Below are 19,289 nucleotides of genomic sequence, written 5' to 3' on the forward strand. Positions count from 1 at the left end.
CTTTTCAGGTTTCAAGTGCGATCTGGAGCGGCCGTCGGCACGCGGTCGCTCCAACAGTTTCCCCCTCTATACGTAGCGGAACACGCCGACGGCGTAGACTACGGAGAGAGCGAGAGCCCACCACAGGTTGGGTCCGACAAGACCCAGCCAAGCGAGATGGATAAAGGCGCTGCCAAGCAGCGAAACAAAGAGGCGGTCGCCGCGCGTCGTCTCGAAGCGCAGGACGCCGACCCGGGGATTGCCGCCCGGCGAGGCGTATTCCCAGACCGCCATGCCGCAGAGCAGCACCAGGATCGTGATGAAAAACAGCGCCGTTGGCAGCGTCCATGCCATCCAGGTGAGGTTCATGGTCATACCCTCCCCAGGGCAAAGCCCTTGGCGATGTAGTTGCGGACGAACCAGATCACGAGCGCGCCTGGAAGGATGGTGAGCACGCCGGCGGCGGCGAGCACGCCCCAGTCGAGGCCCGAGGCCGAGACCGTGCGCGTCATGATCGCCGCGATCGGCTTGGCGGCGGTCGTGGTCAAGGTACGCGCGATCAGCAGCTCGACCCATGAGAACATGAAGCAGAAGAAGCAGGCCACGCCGATGCCGCTCGCGATCAGCGGCATGAATATCTTCAGGAAGAAGCGCGGGAAGGAATAGCCATCGATATAGGCCGTCTCGTCGATCTCCTTCGGCACGCCGGACATGAAACCTTCGAGGATCCACACCGCCAGCGGCACGTTGAACAGGCAGTGCGCCAGCGCCACCGCGATGTGCGTGTCGATCAGGCCGAAGGCCGAATAGAGCTGGAAGAACGGCAGCGCGAACACCGCCGGCGGCGCCATGCGGTTGGTCAGGAGCCAGAAGAAGAGGTGCTTGTCGCCGAGGAACCGGTAGCGCGAGAAGGCGTAGGCGGCAGGCAGCGCCACCGAAACCGAGATCACCATGTTCATGACGACATAGATGATCGAATTGATGTAGCCCTTGTACCAGGACGGGTCGGTGAAGATCACCATGTAGTTGGCGATCGTCGGGTTCTTCGGCCACAGCGAAAAGGCGCCCAGGATCTCCTGATTGGTCTTGAAGCTCATGTTGACCAGCCAGTAAATCGGCAGCATCAGAACGATGATGTAGATCGTCGGCACCAGCCACCAGAACCGGGATTCTTCGCCGCGCCGCCGCATCAGCCGCGCGATCTGGTCCTGCGACAGGGTGCTGGCGAGCCCGTCCGAAACCGTCGTCTCACTCACTCGGTCTTGCCTCGTCGTTCTTTCGTTGGCGCCGCTCATCTCAGCCCTCCGCATCGACGGTGGTCATGACGGTGTAGAACACCCATGACAGCAGCAGGACGATCAGGAAGTAGATGATCGACATGGCGGCTGCCGGCCCGAGGTCGAACTGGCCGACGGCAATCTTGACCAGGTCAATCGACATGAATGTCGTCGAATTGCCGGGACCACCGCCGGTGACGACGAAGGGCTCGGTGTAGATCATGAAACTGTCCATGAAGCGCAGCAGAACGGCGATCAGAAGCACGCGGTTCATCTTCGGCAGCTGGATGTAGCGGAAGATCGCCCAGCGCGACGCGCCATCGATCTTGGCGGCTTGATAATAGGCATCCGGTATGGAGACGAGGCCGGCGTAGCAGAGCAGAACGACAAGGCTCGTCCAGTGCCATACGTCCATCAGGATGACCGTCACCCAGGCGTCGGTCGGGTCGTTGACATAGTTGTAGTCGATGCCGAGCGCCGACAGCGTGTAGCCAAGCAGGCCGATGTCGATGCGGCCGAACACCTGCCAGATCGTGCCGACGACGTTCCACGGGATGAGCAGCGGCAGCGCCATCAGCACCAGGCAGACCGGCACGCCCCAGTCTTTCTTGGGCATGTTGAGAGCGATGAAGATGCCGAGCGGAATCTCGATGACGAGGATGATCGCGGAGAAGATCAGGTTGCGGACCATAGACAGCCAGAAACGATCCGACCCCAGGATTTCGGTGTACCAGTCCGAGCCATTCCAGAAGAAGACGTTGTTTCCAAACGTGTCCTGTACCGAATAGTTGACCACCGTCATCAGGGGGATCACCGCCGAGAACGCCACCAGCAGAAGCACCGGCAGCACCATGAACCAGGCCTTGTTGTTCCAGGTCTTTTCCATCTATGCCCCCATCTCGACGCGCCAGGAATCGGCATAGATGTTGATGCCGACCGGGTCGAACCGCACTTTCGGATCGGCAGGAACAGTCTCGTCCTCGCCGATGACCGCGGCGATCTCGCGGCCTTCGAGATTTGCCCGCACCACCTTGTGGCGGCCGACATCCTCGACCTTGCTGATCTTGACGGCCATGCCATCGCGGCCGAGCCTGACATATTCGGGACGGATGCCGAGCTCGATGGCGCCCGCGCCCGCCTTGGGCACGCCGGGCAGTTCGATGCGCTGGCTGCCGATCGTCGCCGTCTTGCCCTCGATGGCCACCGGCATGACGTTCATGCCGGGCGAGCCGATAAAATAACCGACGAAGGTGTGGCGCGGCCGCTCGAACAGCTCGGCCGGCGTGCCGATCTGGACGATCTCGCCGTCATACATGACCACGACCCTGTCGGCGAAGGTCAGCGCCTCGGTCTGGTCGTGGGTGACATAGACCATGGTGTAGCCGAAGCGGCGGTGGAGCTGCTTCAACTGCGAGCGCAGCACCCACTTCATATGCGGGTCGATGACGGTCAGCGGTTCGTCGAACAGGATGGCGTTGACATCCGAGCGCACCAGCCCGCGGCCGAGCGAGATCTTCTGCTTCTGGTCGGCGGTCAGCCCGCGCGCCTTCTTCTTCGCCAGTTCCGCAAGGTCGATCATGTCGAGCGTCTCGCGCACCTTGCGATCGACGTCGGCCTCCGGCACGCCGCGGTTGCGCAGCGGGAAGGCCAGATTGTCGTAGACGGTCATGGTGTCGTAGATGACCGGGAACTGGAACACCTGGGCGATGTTGCGCTCCTGCGTCGACAGCCGGGTCACGTCCTTGCCGTTGAACAGCAGCTGGCCGTGCGAGGGGTGCAGCAGCCCAGAGATGATGTTGAGCAGCGTGGTCTTGCCGCAGCCCGACGGACCGAGCAGCGCATAAGCACCGCCATCCTCGAAAGTGTGGTGCACTTCCTTCAGGGCGAAATCGGCATCCTTCTGCGGGTTCGGCAGATAGGAGTGCCTGATATGGTTGACGTCGATGCGCGCCATCGCTTGCCTCCCTATGCCGCCAGCTTCGGCGCGGCCACGGCGCGGCCGTGCTCGTCGAAGACCATGATGTGGCGCGGATCGATGAACACCTCGACCTCTGCGTCGGGTTCGAAATCGCGGATGCCGTGGGTCAGCATGACCCAGCGCGCGTCGGCGAAATCGAGATGGATGAAGCTCTCCGAGCCGGTGATCTCGGTAATGGTGACCTTTGCCCGCACCGGCACGGCGGCGGCGTTTGGCCGCTCGAGCGACAGGTGGTGCGGCTGGAAGCCGATCGTATAGTTGGCATCGGCAATGCCGGCGAGATCGGCCGGCACCGGCAATTTGACGCCACCCTCGAGCAGGAAATCCGGACCCTTCTTGGCCAGCACGATGGTGTTGAGCGGCGGGTCGGCAAAGGTCTTTGCCGTCACCAGGTCGACCGGCTTGCGGAACACGTCGATGGTCGGCCCGAACTGGGTAATGCGGCCCTGCGAAAGCGTCGCCGTGTTGCCGCCGAGCAGCAGCGCTTCATGCGGCTCGGTCGTGGCGTAGACGAAGATGGTGCCGGCGGCGGCGAAGATCTTCGGCAGCTCGGCGCGCAATTCCTCGCGCAGCTTGTAGTCGAGATTGGCGAGCGGCTCGTCGAGCAGCACCAGACTGGCGTTCTTGACGATGGCGCGGGCAAGAGCCGTGCGCTGCTGCTGGCCGCCGGACAGGCTGAGCGGCGTGCGGTCGAGATAGGGCGTCAGCTTCAGGAGCGCCGCGGCATTGCGCACTTCCTTGTCGATCTTTGCCTGGTCGGTGCCGGCCACGCGCAGCGGCGAGGCGATGTTCTCGTAGACGGTCATCGCCGGGTAGTTGATGAACTGCTGGTAGACCATGGCGACGTTGCGCTTCTGCACCGGCATTCCGGTGACGTCCTTGCCGTCGAACCAGACCGAGCCGGAGGTCGGCACGTCAAGCCCGGCCATCAGCCGCATTAGGCTGGTCTTGCCCGACAGCGTCGGCCCGAGCAGGACGTTGAGCGAGCCATGCTGAAGCGTCAGCGACACGTCACGGATATGCTCCGCGGCGCCGACCGTCTTGGTGACGTTTCTCAGTTCCAGCATGATGCCTCCTCCCAGGCTTTCTGCATCAGCCAGCCATCCTTATTCTGCCGCCGCGACATGGCGCCGGCTTATTCCGCGCATGAATTCGTCCAGTGCGCCCGCCTGCTCGCGGCTCAACTGCAGGCCGCGCTTGGTCCGGCGCCACAATACATCTTCCGCCGTCATCGCCCACTCGTTTTGAACGAGATAGCGCACCTCGGCCTCGTAGAGATCAGCGCCGAAATTCCGGCCGAGATCGGCATTCGACCTGGCGAGCCCCAGCAGCGTGCGAGCGCGGGTGCCGTAAAGGCGGGTCAGGCGGCGGGCCAGGCGCGCATCGAGAAACGGATAGGCGGTCTTCAGCTTCGCCACTTCGACGTCGAAACCGGTGGCCGGGAAATCGCCGCCGGGCAAAGGAGCGTTGGCGGTCCACGGCTTGCCGCGCTTGCCGAGGAAAGCTTCGATCTTTTCCAGCATCGATTCCGACAGCCGGCGATAGGTGGTGATCTTGCCGCCGAAGGCGTTGACGATCGGGGCCGCGCCCTCGCCGCCGTCGGCCTTGAGCACATAGTCGCGGGTCGCTTCCTGTGCCTTCGAGGCGCCATCGTCATAGAGCGGGCGCACGGCGGAATAGGTCCAGACGATGTCCGAACGCTTGACGCCTTGAGCGAAATATTCGCTTGCCGCCGCGCACAGATAGTCGATCTCGGTGTCGCTGATCTTCACCTCGTGCGGATCGCCCGGATAGTCCCGGTCGGTGGTGCCGATCAGCGTGAACTCTTCCTCATAAGGGATCGCGAAAATGATGCGGCCATCCTTGTTCTGGAAGAAATAGGCGCGCGGATCGTCGAACTTCTTGTTGATGACGATGTGGCTGCCCTGCACCAGGCGGACATTGTGCACGTCGTTCAGGCCGACCGTCGCCGACAGCACCTGGTCGACCCAAGGGCCGGCGGCATTCACCAGAAGCCGCGCCTTGACCTCTTCGGCCTGCCCGGTGTGGACGTCTTCCAATCTTATCGCCCAGAGATCACCCTCGCGGCGCGCGCTGACCACCTTCGTTCGGGTTCGGATGGTTGCGCCGCGGTCGGCGGCGTCGCGCGCGTTGAGCGCCACCAGCCTGGCATCGTTGACCCAGCCGTCGGAATACTCGAAAGCCTTGCGAAACAGCGGTTTCAGCGGCTTGCCGGCCGGGTCCTTCGCCATGTCCAGCGTCTTCGTCGCCGGCAGCAATTTGCGCCCGCCAATATGGTCGTAGAGGAACAGGCCGAGCCGGATCAGCCAGGCCGGACGCAGGCCCTTGGCGTAAGGCAGCACGAAGCGCATCGGCCAGATGATGTGCGGCGCGTTCTTCCAGAGCACCTCACGCTCCATCAGCGCTTCGCGCACCAGGCGGAATTCATAGAATTCGAGATAGCGCAGGCCGCCATGGATCAGCTTGGTCGACCCGGACGACGTTCCGCTCGCCAGATCGTTCATCTCGGCCAGAAAAACCGAAAAGCCACGCCCAGCGGCGTCGCGGGCGATGCCGCAGCCATTGATGCCGCCGCCGATGACGAAAATGTCATGGATCGGAGATGCGTCCAAGAAGTCCTCCAGCGATTTCGCATTGCAGCATTTTTGGTCTTTTGCGAAACCGTTGCGGGATTATTTCGAAATAGGAACGAATGTCAAACGAAATATCACGGACATGTGAGAGGGCTGTGATGCGACCCCAAAAACCGCCTAGCCGAGCGCCGTCTCGATCAACTGAACCTCCGCCTCCTGGCAGATATTGCGTACCGAAGGGATGTCGCAACGGTCGGTGATGAAGGTGTTGACCTGCGACAGATGACCGATGCGAACGGGTGCGGTGCGTTCGAACTTGGTCTGGTCGGAAACCAGGATGACGTGCCTGGCATTGGCGATGATGGCTTGCGCTACTTTCACTTCGCGAAAGTCGAAATCGAGCAGCGCGCCGTCATGGTCGATGGCCGAAGCGCCGATGACCGCGTAGTCGACCTTGAACTGGCGGATGAAATCGACCGCCGCCTCGCCGACCACGCCGCCGTCGGAGCCGCGAACGACACCGCCGGCAATCACCACCTCGATCGAAGGGTACACGCGCATCCTGTTGGCAACATTAATGTTATTGGTGATGACCATAAGGCCGTTATGGTCCAGAAGCGCCTTGCTGACCGACTCCGTCGTGGTGCCGATGTTGATGAACAGCGACGCATTGTCGGGGATCAGCCTGGCTGCCGCACGGCCAATCGCCTCCTTCTCGTCAGCGGCGATCTTGCGCCGCGCCTCATACTCCATGTTCTCGATGCCGGACGGAAAAAGCGCGCCGCCATGGATGCGCGAAAGCAGCCGCTGGTCGCAGAGATCGTTGAGGTCCTTGCGGATGGTCTGCGGCGTCACGTTGAAATACGTTGCCAGATCGTCGACCAGGACGCGGCCCTGATCCTTGGCCATCTGGATGATTTCGGCGTGGCGCGGCGACAGATACATCAGAAAGCCTCCCGTTTTCGTTTTTCTTGTCTATACCTGAAAACGAAAGCGATGAAAAGGCATAAGCCGGCTAATGAAAATCATCCGATTGCGAAGACAAACCCGCGCGGCTGCCGGGGTCGTTTCAAGCAAGCCCGCGTGCGATTTCCGTCACGACATCGAATGCCGCATCGACATCGGCCGCCGTCGCCTCGAACTGGCCGGCCTGGAAGCGGATCGCGACGCGTCCATCAACGCGTGTCTGGGTGAGATAGATGCGGCCATCATCGTTGATGGCGTTGACCAGGCGAAGGTTGTGCTCGTCGGGATCGGCGCCCGCCCCGGCCCGATGCCGGAACGAAAACAGCGACAGCATCGGTTCGGTGACGATCTCGAAACCCGCCTCTTTTGCCAGCCTTGCGGCGAGGCCTTCGCTCCAAGTGACATGGTTGCGGATCATGGCGCGCAGGCCTTCCAGGCCATGGGCGCGCAACAGGAACCAGAGTTTCAGGGCACGGAACCGGCGGCCGAGCGGCACCGACCATTCGGAATAGTTGATGATGCCGTCATGGCCGTGGGTCTTCAGATAATCCGGCTTGATGGCCAGCGTGCGAACGAGGTCTTCCGGCTGCCGGATGAACTGGATCGAGCAATCGAACTGCGCGCCCAGCCATTTGTGCGGATTGAAGACAACGGAATCGGCCTGTTCGACGCCGGTCCAGAAATGCCGGTACTCCGGGCAGATCATCGCCGATCCGGCCCAGGCGGCATCGACATGCAGATAGAGCCCATGCTGTTTGGCTACCGCGGCGACAGCGGCAATGTCGTCGGAGCCGCCGGTGCTGGTGCCGCCGACGCAAGCGATGATGCCCGCCGGCAGCATGCCGGCCTCACGGTCAGAGATGATCGCCGCTTCAAGTGCTGCCGTATCCATGGCGCGAAAACGGCCGGCAACCGGGATGCGGACGAGATTTTCCTCGCCGATGCCGGCGACCCAGATCGCGCGGTCGATCGAGGTATGCACCTGGTCGGAGGAATAGACGCGCACCCTCGCCTGCCCTGCCAGCCCTTTTTTGTTGCCCTGCCAGTCGAGCGCGCGCTCGCGCATGGTCAGCACGGCCGCCAGCGTTGCCGATGAGGCCGAGTCCTGGATGACGCCGGAGAACCCGTCGGGCAGGCCGAGCGCCTGGCGCATCCAGTCGACGGTGCGCGTCTCGAGTTCGGTCGCTGCCGGCGACGTCTGCCACAGCATGCATTGCGCGGCCATCGCCGAGACCAGATATTCGGCAACCACCGAGACAGGGGCCGCATTGGCCGGGAAATAGGCAAAGAAGCGCGGATGCTGCCAATGCGTCATACCGGGCACGATCTTCTGTTCGAAATCGGCAAAGATCCGGTCCATCAATTCGGCCGCCTCAGGCGGCGAGGCTTCGATGCTGCGGAAGATTGCTCCTGGCGAAAGCGCCGGCCGAACCGGCCTTTCCCGCAACGTGTCGCGATAGTCCGCACCCCAGTCGGCGGCGCGCCTCGACCATGCGCGAAACTCGTCGTTGTTCATCGCATCCTCCCGAAACGCATGGTGGCCGGCTCCCAGCCAGCATCTTCTGCCATTGTGATTAACACGTTAAATATAATGCAGCAACAGCCGCGAAACCGAAAACGCCCTACCCGGGAAAGTCAGGCAGGCTGGCAAAGGCAGCCTTCAGCGCACTCGACCAGCCATCCGAGATGGTCCGGTAATATTGATCGTCCTGGCCGATCCGCTTCTTCAGGCTGATCTTGAAGGCGTCCTTCTCGTAGAACAGCAGGTCGAGCGGCAGGCCGACCGACAGGTTCGACTTCAGCGTCGAATCGAACGACACCAGCAGCAGCTTCACCGTCTCGGCCAGGCTCATCGTCTTTTCATAGGCGCGGATGATGATCGGCTTGCCGTATTTGGTCTCGCCGATCTGGAAGAACGGCGTGTCGTCGGTCGATTCGATGAAATTGCCTTCTGGATAGATCATGAACAGGCGTGGTGCGCTGCCCCTGATCTGTCCGCCGAGGATGAAGGAGGCATTGAAATAGGAATCCGCCTTCTCGCCCGCCGGCGACGAATGGGCGATGACTTCCTTGACCGTGTCGCCGACCAACCGCACCGTCTGGTACATGGAAGGCGTCTCAAGCAGGGTTGCGTGGCGGTCGGCGACCGCCTTGGTGCGCTCGTCGAGCAGGCTGACGACGGCCTGCGTCGTCGCCAGGTTGCCGGCCGACATCAGCACGATGACGCGCTCGCCCGGCTCCTCCCAGACATGCATCTTCTTGAAAGTCGAGATCGAATCCATGCCGGCATTGGTGCGCGTGTCCGACATGAACACGAGTCCGCGATCGATCTTCAAGCCGACGCAATAGGTCATCGATTCTCTTTTAGCAGCGATTCCGCTGGAATTACTGCTCTACCGTGACGGTGACCGCAAGCTGTTCTTGCGCTTGTCCCAGCCTGATCCCCGAAACCGGCGAGGCGTCGCGATAATCTCGGCCGGTTGCCACTCTCACATAGCGCTCGTCGGGTGAAATACCGTTGGCGGCATCGAAGGCGACCCAGCCCAGCCCCGAAACATGCGCTTCGGCCCAAGCATGGCTCGCCGCCTGCTCGACCGTCGCGTCCATCATCAGATAGCCGCTGATATAGCGGGCCGGAAAACCCATCGCACGCGCGGCAGCGGTGAAGATATGGCTGTGGTCCTGGCAGACACCGGTCTTGAGCGCCAGCGCCTCCTCGGCCGGCGTCATCACATTGGTGGCGCCGGGCTTGTAGGCGACGCGCTCGCCGATGACGGCCATCAACCGGTGCAGCCGCTCGATGTCGGTGCCCTTGCCCACCGAGGCGGCAAGTTCGCGAATGCCTTCGCCAACAGCAGTCAACGTCGTTTCCTGGCCAAACAGCCAGAGCGGCGCAAAACCCTGATGCGGCCCCGAAACGCCCGTGGTGTCGCGCGTCACCACTTCGCCCGATGCTTCGATGGCGATGGTATGCTGCTCGCCCTCGACGCTCAGCAGCCGCGTGTCATTGCCGAAATGGTCGGTGAAGCGCACTTCCTCGCGCGCGCCTTCGATCTTCAGTTCCCAGGACAGCACGGTCTGCGTGTGCCCGCTGAGCGGAAGCAACCGCAGGCGCTGCAGCAGATACTGAACCGGCGCATCGTAGCGGTATTCGGTTCGGTGGGTGATCTTGAGCCGCATGGGCGTCATTTTCCATTTGCGAGCATGATCTTGCGGGATCGTACTCAGTAGAATTTGTAGTCCTGCGCGATCTCGTCGCCGAGCCGGGTGTTGTCGCGAATGAAATTGGCAAGGAACTCGTGCAGGCCGGTGTCGAATATGTCCTTGATCGAGCCCGCCCTCAGCATGGCCTGCGTCTTGTCGGCGGTCGCATGGCAGGCATGGCGTTCGCCATAGTCGTCGCCGAGGAATTTCAGATGTTCGGCGAGGAAGCGGTAGCAGAAAGTCAGCGAGCGCGGCATGCGGACATTGAGGATCAGATAGTCGGCGATGTTGGTCGGCTTGTAGTCGGCTTCGTAGACCCAGCGATAGGAGCGGTGCGCCGAGACCGAACGCAGGATCGATTCCCATTGATAGTTGTCTAGCGTGGAACCGACCCAGGAGATCGAGGGCAACAGCACGTAATATTTCACGTCGAGAATGCGCGCCGTGTTGTCGGCGCGTTCGACATAGGTGCCGAGTTGCGAGAAATCGAAGATCTCGTTGCGCAGCATGGTGCCGTAGAAAGAGCCGCGGATCAGCGCCGTCTCGCGCTTGATGGCATCGAGCACGTTCGGCAGATCGCGTTCGTCGATGGGTCTCGCCAGCATCCGCTTCAGCGACATCCAGGCTTCATTGATGCTTTCCCAGGTTTCGCGCGTCAGCGCCGTGCGCACCATGCGGGCATTGTTGCGGGCCGTCTCGATCGCCGACATCGTGCTCGACGGGTTCGACGTGTCGCGCAAAAGGAAATCGGCGACATTGGCTGCCGTGTAGTCCTGGTATTTCTGCGTGAAGGTAACGTCGGAGCCGGCACTGAGCAGCACCGAATTCCACTCTTCCGAGGCGTTCTGCGTTCGCGTCAGCGCCATGCGCAGGCCGGCATCGACCAGGCGGGCCATGTTTTCCGCCCGCTCGATGTAGCGGTTCATCCAGTAGAGCCCGTTGGCGGTGCGGCCGAGAAGCATGGGAAGCGGCCCTTCGGGCTAGTGAGCAGTGAATGGTGAGTGGTGAATAGTGAATGTTTGCATCTCGATCGAATCCGGCATTGCCCTGTCCCCTCTACTACTCACTACTGACTACTCCCCTGCTCAGTCGTCCAGCACCCAAGTATCCTTCGTCCCGCCGCCTTGCGAGGAATTGACGACCAGCGAACCTTCCTTCAGCGCCACGCGGGTCAAGCCGCCAGGCACGATCTGGATGCGGTCGGAAACCAGCACATAGGGCCTGAGGTCGACATGGCGCGGCGACAGGCCCTTTTCGGTCAGGATCGGGCAGGTCGACAGCGCCAGCGTTGGCTGGGCGATGTAGTTCGAAGGCTTTGTCTGGAGTTTCTTGGCGAAATCCTGGCATTCCTTCTTGGTCGCCGCTGGCCCGACCAGCATGCCGTAGCCGCCGGAGCCATGCACTTCCTTGATCACCAGTTCGTGGATGTGCTCGAGCACATATTTCAAACTGTCCGGCTCGGAACAGCGCCAGGTCGGGATGTTGCCGAGGATCGCCTTGCGGCCGGTATAGAATTCGACGATCTCTGGCATGTAGGAATAGATCGCCTTGTCGTCGGCTATGCCGGTTCCCGGCGCATTGGCGATGGTGATGTTGCCGGCGCGGTAGACGTCCATGATTCCCGGCACGCCAAGGGCCGAGTCCGGACGGAAGGTCAGCGGGTCGAGGAAAGAATCGTCCACCCTGCGGTAGAGCACGTCGATCTGCTTGTAGCCCTCGGTCGTGCGCATGGCGACATGGCCGTCGATGACGCGCAGATCCTGCCCCTCGACAAGCTGCACGCCCATCTGGTCGGCCAGGAAGGCGTGTTCGAAATAGGCTGAATTGAAGCTGCCCGGCGTCAGCACGGCGATGGTCGGCGTGCCCTTGGTGCTCTGCGGCCTGACCGCCGCCAGCGACTGGCGCAGCAGCTGCGGATAGTTCTCCACCGGCCGCACCTTGATTTGCTGGAACAGCTCCGGGAAGAGCTGCATCATCGTCTCGCGGTTCTCCAGCATATAGGAGACGCCGGACGGCGTGCGGGCATTGTCCTCCAGCACGTAGAATTCGTTCTCTGAGATGCGCACGATGTCGACGCCGATAATGTGGGTGTAGACGCCGGCCGGCGGCCTGACCCCGATCATTTCCGGCAGGAAGGCCTCGTTCTTGGCGACCAGTTCCCTGGGAACGCGGCCGGCACGCAGGATTTCCTGGCGGTGGTAGATGTCGTCGAGGAAGGCGTTGAGCGCCTGGACGCGCTGCTCGATGCCTTGCGTTAGCCGGCGCCACTCATTGCCCGAGATGATGCGGGGAACGATGTCGAAGGGGATCAGACGCTCGGAGGCTTCCTGTTCGCCGTAGACGGCGAAGGTGATACCGGTCTTGCGGAAGACGCGCTCGGCGTCCTGCATTTTCTCGGTAAGCCTGGCCGGGTCTTGCTCCTTCAGCCAGCGGTCGTAAGCCGAATACGGTTTTCTCAATCCGGAAACTTCCGGAAGCATTTCGTCGAACGCTGCCAATCGCATACTCCCCTGTGACGCCATTTCACTGGCGTCGCCGGAGAAAATCAAGCGCAATCGGTGATTTGGGGCATGGCGGCGGTCAGTATGTCACAACTGCCTAAGATTGAGGCAGCGCCGACAGGGTCGGGTCAGGCTCTGCCTCGCGCCCGGGCAAGCCTCGATTCGGTCAGAAGGCCCGGAAGGTGACGACAGTGAACGTCTCCTTGATGCCGGGCAGAATCTGCACCTTCTCGTTGACGAAGTGGCCGATGTCTTCTTCGTCCTCGACATAGAATTTGGCGAGCAGGTCGTAATTTCCGGCGGTCGAGTAGATTTCCGAGGCGATCTCGGCGTCGGCGAGCGCGCTGGCAACATCATAGGCCTTGCCCAGGTCGCACTTTATCTGCACGAAAAACGCCTTCATTGCCCGGTCCTGCCTAGTCTCTGCGCGAATAAGCGGCCCTTGTGGCAGACTGCCGCCCGGCTTTCAAGCATTTGGGCGCTCAGGTAGCCGCCGCTGCGGGTATCGTCGCGATTGTTCCGCCCGTGTTGAAACCGCGAAGCACCGCAATGCGTATGGTATAGTGTCGACCTCGAACAGCGATTTCCCTGGGGACACCGGAGGCAGGCCATGCGCCGCACCTTACTGGCATTCGCAGTCGTTCCGTTCATTCTCGCGTCTTCGGCGTTTGCCGGCGATGCCGAAATCAAGGCAGCGCAGACGGTCATCGACAGTCAGTTGAAAGCCTTCATCGCCAATGACGGCGCCACCGCCTACAGCTACGCGGCGCCGAATGTGAAACGCATCTTCCCGACCGTCGACACCTTCATGAACATGGTCACCAACGGCTACGCGCCGGTGCGCCAGCCGCAGAACTATTCATTCGGCAAGGTGCAGCAGACCGGTCCGACCTCGATCGTCCAGCAGGTGCTGATCGTCGGGCCGGACGGCAAGGACTACGAGGCTGTCTATACGCTGGAGCAGCAGCCGGACGGCAGCTTCCAGATCACCGGCTGCAGCCTGCGCGCGTCGACCTCGGTCAGCACCTGAGGCAAAGTCGATATCAGTACCGGGCCCTGCCGCCAGACATGTCAAACACGGCCCCGGTGTTGAAGCTGCTGGCATCCGAACACAGCCAGAGTACCAACGCCGCAACCTCATCGACGGACCCAAGCCGTTTCAGCGGACTGGCGCCGATCATGTCGCTGACGACCTTGTTTCCAAGACGCCTGATAAGATCGGTATCGATTGGGCCGGGCGCGACGCAATTGACGCGGATGTCGGTATCGCAAACCTCTCGCGACAGGGCTTTGGTGAAAGCAATGACGCCCGCGCTCGCCGCGGAATAGGCTGCAAGGCTCGGCAATCCTTCCTTGCCCGCGAGAGACCCCATGTTGACGATGCGGCCGCTGCCAGTCTTTCGCATGACCGGCAAAACCTGGTGCGTGACCTCAAACACGCCGATGAGATTCACACCGATGATGCGCTGCCAATCGACCGGGTCGAAGGCCTCGAAGTCGCGGTACGGGCCAAGATAGCCCGCATTGTTGACCAGAATGTCGATCCGGCCGGCCTTGGCGACAACCTCTGTCAGGGCGTTCTTTATGTCGCTCGCCTTGGTTACGTCGACCGTCTGGCTGTGGGTTCCGTCGGCCGGCACGACATCGGCATCCCATATCCAGACGTCAGCGCCCGACCGCGCCAATTGTTGGGCGACGGTCCTGCCGATGCCTCTTGCGCCGCCAGTTACGATGGCGGTCTTGCCGCCAAAGTCATATGTCACGGTCATGACACGTCCCTCAGCGGGACTCTGCGCGCCGGCAACCGGCCCGTCAATCACACGATTCTGGTAAGGCGCCGCTCAGAGGGCGGGGACATCACCTCGCGCCCAGCCTTCGGAAATCTCCGCCACCCGCGCTTCGAAGGCTTGAGCCTCGATTGCGGTTCGAATGTCCTGCATCAGCTTCTGGTAATAGGAAAGGTTGTTCCAGGTCAGCAGCATCGCGCCCAGCGCCTCCTGCGAGCGCACCAGATGGTGCAGATAGGCGCGCGAATAGTCGCGCGCTGCCGGGCAGTCGCTCTCCTCGTCCAATGGGCGCGGATCGCCGGCATGGCGGGCGTTGCGCAGATTGACCTTGCCGCGCCTGGTATAGGCGAGGCCGTGGCGGCCGGCCCGGGTCGGCATCACGCAATCGAACATGTCGATGCCGCGCGCCACCGACTTGATGATGTCGTCCGGGGTGCCGACGCCCATCAGATAGCGCGGTTTGTCTTCAGGCAATTCGGCGCAAGTGATGTCGAGCATATCGAGCATCACCGCTTGCGGCTCGCCCACAGCCAGGCCGCCGACGGCATAGCCCTTCAGCTCCATCGCCTTCAGCGCTTGTGCCGAGCGCACCCTGAGCGACGGCACGTCGCCGCCCTGGACGATGCCGAACATCGCCTTGCCCGGCTGGTCGCCGAACGCCGTGTTGCAGCGCTCGGCCCAGCGCAGCGACAGTTCCATCGCGCGCTCGATTTCCTTCTCCTTGGCCGGCAGCGCCGTGCATTCGTCGAGCTGCATCTGGATGTCGGAATCAAGCAGCCCCTGGATCTCGATCGAACGCTCGGGCGACATCTCATAGGCGGCGCCGTCGATATGCGAGCGGAAGGTGACGCCTTTTTCGGTCAGCTTCCTGAGCTTCGACAGCGACATCACCTGGAAACCGCCGCTGTCGGTCAGGATCGGATGCGGCCAGCGGGCAAATTCATGCAGGCCGCCGAGCCGCGCCACGCGCTCGGCGCCGGGCCTAAGCATCAGATGGTATGTGTTGCCCAGGATGATATCGGCGCCGAGGTTGCGCACCTGATCCATATACATGGTCTTGACGGTGCCGCCGGTGCCAACCGGCATGAAGGCGGGCGTGCGGATTTCGCCGCGCGGCATGTCGATAACGCCACGCCGCGCCTTGCCGTCCGTTGCCAGCACCTTGAAGGAGAAAGCCTCAGCCATTGAATTCCTTGTCGTGCACCGGCGCGCCCGGAGCCTGTTTGTCCAGCGACTGCCGGTAGCGGATGCAGCCGCGCATGAATTTTGGCCAGGGCGGCACGGCGATCGCCGGCTCGGTTTTCTCCGGTAAGAGCGACCACAAGTCGGGATGATGCCAGCACAGATCATGGCCGGTGGCATCGCGATGGGTGCGAATGCCGGCACGCAGCTTCTTTACTTCGGCGATCAGGGCGTCGCGGTCCAGGCTAACGAGGTCATCGTCCATCGCTCGTCTCCGCTCGGTAAAGCAGGCTTGCATCTCCGTAGGAGTAGAATCTGTAGCTGTTGTCGATGGCATGCGCATAGGCCGCGCGCATCGTATCGAGGCCGCAGAAGGCCGAAACCAGCATGAACAGTGTCGAGCGCGGCAGATGGAAATTGGTCATCAGCATGTCGGCCGTCCCGAAGCGGTAGCCGGGCGTGATGAAGATGTCGGTCGGCCCCGACCATGCGGCGAGCGTGCCGTCCTCGCGCGCAGCACTCTCCAGCAGGCGCAGCGAGGTCGTGCCGACAGCGATGATGCGTCCGCCCCTCGCCTTCGCAGCGTTCAGCGCCTCTGCGGTCTCCAGGCTGACCGAGCCGGTCTCGGCATGCATCTTGTGGTCGGCGGTGTCGTCTGCCTTGACCGGCAGGAAGGTGCCGGCGCCAACATGCAAGGTGACGAAACGGCGCTCGATGCCTTTGGCGTCGAGTGCTGCAAACAGCTCCGGCGTGAAATGCAGGCCGGCGGTGGGTGCGGCGACCGCGCCCTCCTCTTTGGCGTAGATGGTCTGGTAGTCGCTGCGGTCGCGCTCGTCATCGTCGCGCTTGGAGGCGATGTAGGGCGGCAGCGGGATATGGCCGACGGCGTGCAGTGCCTCGTCGAGGAATGCGCCGGAGAGATCGAAGCCGAGCAAGACCTCGCCGGCCTCGCCCTTCTCGATCACCGTGGCGTCGAGCTGGCCGAGGAAGCAGGAGTTGCCGTCATGGCCGAAATGGATGCAGTCGCCAGCAGCGATGCGTTTGCCCGGCCGCACGAAGGCCTGCCAGCGGTCCGGCGCCACGCGCATATGCAGCGTGGCCTCGACCTGCGCCTGCGCATCGCCGCGCCGCCTGATGCCTTTCAGCTGCGCCGGAATGACCTTGGTGTCGTTGAAGACCAACACGTCGCCGGCTTCGAGAAACGATGGCAGGTCGCGCACCGTCCGGTCGTCGAGCCCCTGGCCGGGCTTGACCACCAGCATGCGCGCGCTGTCGCGCGGTTCGGCCGGACGCAGCGCGATGCGCTCCTCCGGCAAGTCAAAATCGAAGAGATCGACGCGCATCAGTAGAGCCGGATAAGCAGCGCTCCGGCCAGCAGCAGAACCGCACCGGCGACACGGCCGAGCGAAATCTCGCGCACGGCGACGCCAAGGAAGCCGGCGCGGTCGATGAGCATGCCGGCCAGCAACTGCCCGGCAACCAGGAACGCCATCAGGGCGGCGGCGCCGATGCGTGGCGTCAGGATGGTCGAAAGCGTGACATAGAAGCCGCCGAGCATGCCGCCGGCGACGAACAGCCAGGGCGCCGGCGCCTTCCAGTCGAGCGAGATGCCCTGCAGCTTCACCACCGCGACGGCGATGATGCCGAGCACGATGGCGCCCGACAGGAACGAGAACGCAGCCGCGGCGACCGGGAGACCCAAGCCGCGCGCCAGCTGCGAATTGATGGGCGCCTGTACGGCGATGAAGGCGCCGGACAGTATGCCTAGCAGGGACCAGACAGCGCCCATCATCGTCGTTTCGCCTTACTTGACGTCGGCCGCGACCTTCAGCGACACGATCTTGTCGGGATCCTGCACCGGCTCGCCGCGCTTGATCTTGTCGACATTGTCCATGCCTTCGATGACCTGGCCCCAGACCGTGTATTGGCGATTGAGGAAGGCGGCATCGTCGAAGCAGATGAAGAACTGCGAGTTGGCCGAATTCGGGTTCTGCGCCCGGGCCATCGAGCAGGTGCCGCGGGCATGGTTGGCGTTGGAGAACTCGGCCTTCAAATCGGGCTTGTCTGAGCCGCCCATGCCGGCGCGCGACGGCGCAAAAGTCGGCTTCGAGGAATTGCCGAACTTGACGTCGCCGGTCTGCGCCATGAAGCCGTCGATGACGCGGTGGAAGACCACGCCGTCATAGGCGCCTTCGCGTGTCAGTTCCTTGATGCGGGCGACGTGTCCGGGCGCCAGATCGGGCAAAAGTTCGATGACGACCTGGCCTTTGGTCGTTTCCATGATGAGCGCGTTCTCGCGGTCCTTGATCTCAGCCATGTCAGGTATCCTTTTGAAAAAACAGATTATTTGTCTGCGGCGATGCGCACTTTGATCATCCGATCGGGGTCGGTGACCGTGCCGTTGTCGGCCTCGTCGCCCTTCTTGATGTGGTCGACCAGTTCCATGCCGCTGACGACATTGCCGACGATGGTGTATTGGCCATCGAGCGGCGGCGCCGGCGCGAACATGATGAAGAACTGCGAGTTGGCCGAGTTCGGATCCTGCGAGCGGGCCATGCCGACCACGCCGCGCTTGTAGTGTTCGCTCTGCGAGAACTCGGCCGGCAAGTCAGGAAGATCGGAGCCGCCAGTGCCGACAGCCTGGGAGTTAAAGCCCTTCTTCATGTTGCCGAACTTGACGTCGCCGGTCTGCGCCATGAAGCCGTCGATGACACGGTGGAAGGCGACATTGTCATAGGCACCTTCGCGCACCAGCTTCTTGATCTGCGCGACATGTTTGGGTGCCAGATCGGGCCGCAGCGCGACGGTGACGTCGCCGTCCTTCAGCGTGATGATCATGGTGTTTTCTGCATCGGCGGCAAAGGCCGAAACGGATGCGGTCACGAGACCGGCAAGCACAACGAGGAACGAGGCGAGCTTTTTCAGCTGCATGGTCTTCTCCGAGAAACCTATTTTGCGAATTTGGCGGTGAGCGCACCGGCAACCGCCGCCGGCACGAAGGGGCGGATGTCTCCTCCCATCGAAGCTATCTGACGGACAAGTGTGGCGGTAATGGTTCTGACCGAGGGGCTGGCGGGCAGAAAAACCGTCTGCAGTCCCGGCGCCATGGTCTCGTTCATGCCAGCCATCTGCATCTCATAGTCGAGATCGGTGCCGTCGCGCAGGCCGCGGATCATGATCGAGGCGCCCTCTCTCCTGGCCGCATCGATCACCAGCCCGTCGAAGGCGACGACCCTGATGCGGGCGCCGTTACTGCCGAATTCCGCCTTTGTTGCGGTCTCGATCAGCTTCACCCGTTCCTCGAAGGAAAACAGCGGCTTCTTGCCGGGATGTATGCCGATCGCCGCATAGACGATGTCGGCGACGGCCAGCGAGGCCTTCAGCACGTCGAGATGGCCGTTGGTCAGCGGGTCGAAGGAGCCGGCATAGAGGGCGATGCGTTCGGTCATGGCTGGTGCTTCTAGCGGGCGCGCGGGCGGAAGGCAAATCCGATCGAGATCATGTCCGTGAACCTTTTCGCAGACATGAACGACAGATGAATGCGTTGATCACGAAGGCTTCACGCAGCGTTCACTAGGTTGCCACTTCAGATGATGAAACCAAATCCCCATCTAACCGTTATTAGGCGCAGGAGAACACGCACATGCTGATCTACATGCTAGCCACCGCAATGACCGTCGCCATGCTGATCGCCACTGTATTCGGGCTGCATCAGGAAGCTGGGCGCGTTCGCGCCAGGGTCACCACGAAGCGCTTCGAAGGTTTTGGCCCCCGCAAGCCGCACCGCCACTACTGAATTCACCGGCATCTTGCCTGATAGT

23 protein-coding genes are annotated in these 19,289 nt (G+C 62.3%); 2 read left to right on the top strand and 21 right to left on the bottom strand.

Features of this window, described 5'->3' with window-relative positions; all coding sequences use genetic code 11:
* Positions 1-66: 66 nt before the first annotated feature.
* The 13 genes from AC1RUK_RS12060 to AC1RUK_RS12120 form a co-directional block, all read right to left on the bottom strand.
* Entirely contained in the window at positions 67-348 is a 282-nt protein-coding gene (locus AC1RUK_RS12060) for a DUF2160 domain-containing protein (protein WP_481835453.1), read from the bottom strand.
* A 2-nt stretch (positions 349-350) separates the two neighbouring features.
* Positions 351-1,274 (bottom strand): carbohydrate ABC transporter permease, encoded by a 924-nt coding sequence (locus AC1RUK_RS12065; protein WP_081482130.1) that lies wholly within the window; start codon positions 1,272-1,274, stop codon positions 351-353.
* A gap of 1 nt (position 1,275) precedes the next feature.
* Positions 1,276-2,142 carry a carbohydrate ABC transporter permease gene (locus tag AC1RUK_RS12070; RefSeq protein ID WP_481835452.1) on the bottom strand — a complete coding sequence of 289 codons (867 nt, stop codon included), beginning with the start codon at positions 2,140-2,142 and terminating at the stop codon, positions 1,276-1,278.
* Positions 2,143-3,210, bottom strand: coding sequence for an ABC transporter ATP-binding protein (locus AC1RUK_RS12075; RefSeq protein ID WP_481835451.1), 1,068 nt, complete (start codon positions 3,208-3,210; stop codon positions 2,143-2,145).
* An 11-nt stretch (positions 3,211-3,221) separates the two neighbouring features.
* Positions 3,222-4,301, bottom strand: a complete 1,080-nt coding sequence (locus AC1RUK_RS12080) for an ABC transporter ATP-binding protein (RefSeq protein WP_481835450.1) — start codon at positions 4,299-4,301, stop codon at positions 3,222-3,224.
* A 39-nt stretch (positions 4,302-4,340) separates the two neighbouring features.
* Positions 4,341-5,867 (bottom strand): glycerol-3-phosphate dehydrogenase, encoded by a 1,527-nt coding sequence (gene glpD, locus AC1RUK_RS12085; RefSeq protein WP_192178836.1) that lies wholly within the window; start codon positions 5,865-5,867, stop codon positions 4,341-4,343.
* A 138-nt stretch (positions 5,868-6,005) separates the two neighbouring features.
* Positions 6,006-6,773 carry a DeoR/GlpR family DNA-binding transcription regulator gene (locus AC1RUK_RS12090; RefSeq protein WP_481835449.1) on the bottom strand — a complete coding sequence of 256 codons (768 nt, stop codon included), beginning with the start codon at positions 6,771-6,773 and terminating at the stop codon, positions 6,006-6,008.
* Between the two features lie 124 nt (positions 6,774-6,897).
* Positions 6,898-8,310 (bottom strand): pyridoxal phosphate-dependent decarboxylase family protein, encoded by a 1,413-nt coding sequence (locus AC1RUK_RS12095; protein WP_481840247.1) that lies wholly within the window; start codon positions 8,308-8,310, stop codon positions 6,898-6,900.
* A 106-nt stretch (positions 8,311-8,416) separates the two neighbouring features.
* Positions 8,417-9,148: a proteasome-type protease gene (locus AC1RUK_RS12100; protein WP_006202076.1), complete on the bottom strand. Its 732-nt coding sequence runs from the start codon at positions 9,146-9,148 to the stop codon at positions 8,417-8,419.
* Between the two features lie 31 nt (positions 9,149-9,179).
* The gene (locus AC1RUK_RS12105) at positions 9,180-9,974 is read right to left on the bottom strand and encodes a transglutaminase family protein (RefSeq protein ID WP_481835447.1); all 795 of its coding nucleotides are present in this window, start codon (positions 9,972-9,974) and stop codon (positions 9,180-9,182) included.
* 44 nt (positions 9,975-10,018) lie between these two features.
* Positions 10,019-10,960: an alpha-E domain-containing protein gene (locus AC1RUK_RS12110; protein ID WP_481835446.1), complete on the bottom strand. Its 942-nt coding sequence runs from the start codon at positions 10,958-10,960 to the stop codon at positions 10,019-10,021.
* A 123-nt stretch (positions 10,961-11,083) separates the two neighbouring features.
* Positions 11,084-12,496 carry a circularly permuted type 2 ATP-grasp protein gene (locus AC1RUK_RS12115; RefSeq protein WP_481835445.1) on the bottom strand — a complete coding sequence of 471 codons (1,413 nt, stop codon included), beginning with the start codon at positions 12,494-12,496 and terminating at the stop codon, positions 11,084-11,086.
* A 169-nt stretch (positions 12,497-12,665) separates the two neighbouring features.
* Positions 12,666-12,902 (bottom strand): Lrp/AsnC ligand binding domain-containing protein, encoded by a 237-nt coding sequence (locus AC1RUK_RS12120; RefSeq protein WP_481835444.1) that lies wholly within the window; start codon positions 12,900-12,902, stop codon positions 12,666-12,668.
* A gap of 207 nt (positions 12,903-13,109) precedes the next feature.
* Between AC1RUK_RS12120 and AC1RUK_RS12125 the strand changes: the two genes are divergently transcribed.
* Positions 13,110-13,529 carry a DUF4864 domain-containing protein gene (locus AC1RUK_RS12125; RefSeq protein ID WP_436174843.1) on the top strand — a complete coding sequence of 140 codons (420 nt, stop codon included), beginning with the start codon at positions 13,110-13,112 and terminating at the stop codon, positions 13,527-13,529.
* Positions 13,530-13,542: 13 nt separating this feature from the next.
* Here AC1RUK_RS12125 and AC1RUK_RS12130 read toward each other — a convergent pair whose 3' ends face one another.
* The 8 genes from AC1RUK_RS12130 to coaD form a co-directional block, all read right to left on the bottom strand.
* Positions 13,543-14,268 carry an SDR family NAD(P)-dependent oxidoreductase gene (locus AC1RUK_RS12130; RefSeq protein ID WP_481835443.1) on the bottom strand — a complete coding sequence of 242 codons (726 nt, stop codon included), beginning with the start codon at positions 14,266-14,268 and terminating at the stop codon, positions 13,543-13,545.
* 72 nt (positions 14,269-14,340) lie between these two features.
* Entirely contained in the window at positions 14,341-15,471 is a 1,131-nt protein-coding gene (gene tgt, locus AC1RUK_RS12135; RefSeq protein ID WP_481835442.1) for a tRNA guanosine(34) transglycosylase Tgt, read from the bottom strand.
* Positions 15,464-15,733 (bottom strand): hypothetical protein, encoded by a 270-nt coding sequence (locus AC1RUK_RS12140; protein WP_481835441.1) that lies wholly within the window; start codon positions 15,731-15,733, stop codon positions 15,464-15,466. Before AC1RUK_RS12140 ends, tgt begins: the two co-directional genes overlap by 8 nt.
* Complete coding sequence (gene queA / locus AC1RUK_RS12145) at positions 15,723-16,811, bottom strand: tRNA preQ1(34) S-adenosylmethionine ribosyltransferase-isomerase QueA (protein ID WP_481835440.1); 1,089 nt, start codon at positions 16,809-16,811, stop codon at positions 15,723-15,725. Before queA ends, AC1RUK_RS12140 begins: the two co-directional genes overlap by 11 nt.
* Positions 16,811-17,260, bottom strand: a complete 450-nt coding sequence (locus tag AC1RUK_RS12150; RefSeq protein ID WP_404276922.1) for a DMT family transporter — start codon at positions 17,258-17,260, stop codon at positions 16,811-16,813. Before AC1RUK_RS12150 ends, queA begins: the two co-directional genes overlap by 1 nt.
* 12 nt (positions 17,261-17,272) lie before the next feature.
* Positions 17,273-17,785, bottom strand: coding sequence for a peptidylprolyl isomerase (locus AC1RUK_RS12155; protein ID WP_481835439.1), 513 nt, complete (start codon positions 17,783-17,785; stop codon positions 17,273-17,275).
* Between the two features lie 26 nt (positions 17,786-17,811).
* On the bottom strand, positions 17,812-18,306 hold the full coding sequence (locus tag AC1RUK_RS12160) for a peptidylprolyl isomerase (protein WP_481839524.1): 495 nt from the start codon (positions 18,304-18,306) through the stop codon (positions 17,812-17,814).
* A 110-nt stretch (positions 18,307-18,416) separates the two neighbouring features.
* On the bottom strand, positions 18,417-18,917 hold the full coding sequence (coaD, locus tag AC1RUK_RS12165) for a pantetheine-phosphate adenylyltransferase (RefSeq protein ID WP_481835438.1): 501 nt from the start codon (positions 18,915-18,917) through the stop codon (positions 18,417-18,419).
* A gap of 194 nt (positions 18,918-19,111) precedes the next feature.
* Between coaD and AC1RUK_RS12170 the strand changes: the two genes are divergently transcribed.
* Positions 19,112-19,264 carry a hypothetical protein gene (locus tag AC1RUK_RS12170; RefSeq protein ID WP_481835437.1) on the top strand — a complete coding sequence of 51 codons (153 nt, stop codon included), beginning with the start codon at positions 19,112-19,114 and terminating at the stop codon, positions 19,262-19,264.
* Positions 19,265-19,289 lie beyond the last annotated feature (25 nt).

It is taken from the genome of Mesorhizobium monacense (assembly GCF_056781675.1).

Bases quoted from the DNA above. Each gene is read 5' to 3' on its own strand.
- AC1RUK_RS12060 (WP_481835453.1), bottom strand. From the start codon at position 348: ATGAACCTCACCTGGATGGCATGGACGCTGCCAACGGCGCTGTTTTTC.
- AC1RUK_RS12065 (WP_081482130.1), bottom strand. From the start codon at position 1,274: ATGAGCGGCGCCAACGAAAGAACGACGAGGCAAGACCGAGTGAGTGAG.
- AC1RUK_RS12070 (WP_481835452.1), bottom strand. From the start codon at position 2,142: ATGGAAAAGACCTGGAACAACAAGGCCTGGTTCATGGTGCTGCCGGTG.
- AC1RUK_RS12075 (WP_481835451.1), bottom strand. From the start codon at position 3,210: ATGGCGCGCATCGACGTCAACCATATCAGGCACTCCTATCTGCCGAAC.
- AC1RUK_RS12080 (WP_481835450.1), bottom strand. From the start codon at position 4,301: ATGCTGGAACTGAGAAACGTCACCAAGACGGTCGGCGCCGCGGAGCAT.
- AC1RUK_RS12090 (WP_481835449.1), bottom strand. From the start codon at position 6,773: ATGTATCTGTCGCCGCGCCACGCCGAAATCATCCAGATGGCCAAGGAT.
- AC1RUK_RS12095 (WP_481840247.1), bottom strand. From the start codon at position 8,310: ATGAACAACGACGAGTTTCGCGCATGGTCGAGGCGCGCCGCCGACTGG.
- AC1RUK_RS12100 (WP_006202076.1), bottom strand. From the start codon at position 9,148: ATGACCTATTGCGTCGGCTTGAAGATCGATCGCGGACTCGTGTTCATG.
- AC1RUK_RS12105 (WP_481835447.1), bottom strand. From the start codon at position 9,974: ATGCGGCTCAAGATCACCCACCGAACCGAATACCGCTACGATGCGCCG.
- AC1RUK_RS12110 (WP_481835446.1), bottom strand. From the start codon at position 10,960: ATGCTTCTCGGCCGCACCGCCAACGGGCTCTACTGGATGAACCGCTAC.
- AC1RUK_RS12120 (WP_481835444.1), bottom strand. From the start codon at position 12,902: ATGAAGGCGTTTTTCGTGCAGATAAAGTGCGACCTGGGCAAGGCCTAT.
- AC1RUK_RS12125 (WP_436174843.1), top strand. From the start codon at position 13,110: ATGCGCCGCACCTTACTGGCATTCGCAGTCGTTCCGTTCATTCTCGCG.
- AC1RUK_RS12130 (WP_481835443.1), bottom strand. From the start codon at position 14,268: ATGACCGTGACATATGACTTTGGCGGCAAGACCGCCATCGTAACTGGC.
- tgt (WP_481835442.1), bottom strand. From the start codon at position 15,471: ATGGCTGAGGCTTTCTCCTTCAAGGTGCTGGCAACGGACGGCAAGGCG.
- AC1RUK_RS12140 (WP_481835441.1), bottom strand. From the start codon at position 15,733: ATGGACGATGACCTCGTTAGCCTGGACCGCGACGCCCTGATCGCCGAA.
- queA (WP_481835440.1), bottom strand. From the start codon at position 16,811: ATGCGCGTCGATCTCTTCGATTTTGACTTGCCGGAGGAGCGCATCGCG.
- AC1RUK_RS12150 (WP_404276922.1), bottom strand. From the start codon at position 17,260: ATGATGGGCGCTGTCTGGTCCCTGCTAGGCATACTGTCCGGCGCCTTC.
- AC1RUK_RS12155 (WP_481835439.1), bottom strand. From the start codon at position 17,785: ATGGCTGAGATCAAGGACCGCGAGAACGCGCTCATCATGGAAACGACC.
- AC1RUK_RS12160 (WP_481839524.1), bottom strand. From the start codon at position 18,306: ATGATCATCACGCTGAAGGACGGCGACGTCACCGTCGCGCTGCGGCCC.
- coaD (WP_481835438.1), bottom strand. From the start codon at position 18,917: ATGACCGAACGCATCGCCCTCTATGCCGGCTCCTTCGACCCGCTGACC.
- AC1RUK_RS12170 (WP_481835437.1), top strand. From the start codon at position 19,112: ATGCTGATCTACATGCTAGCCACCGCAATGACCGTCGCCATGCTGATC.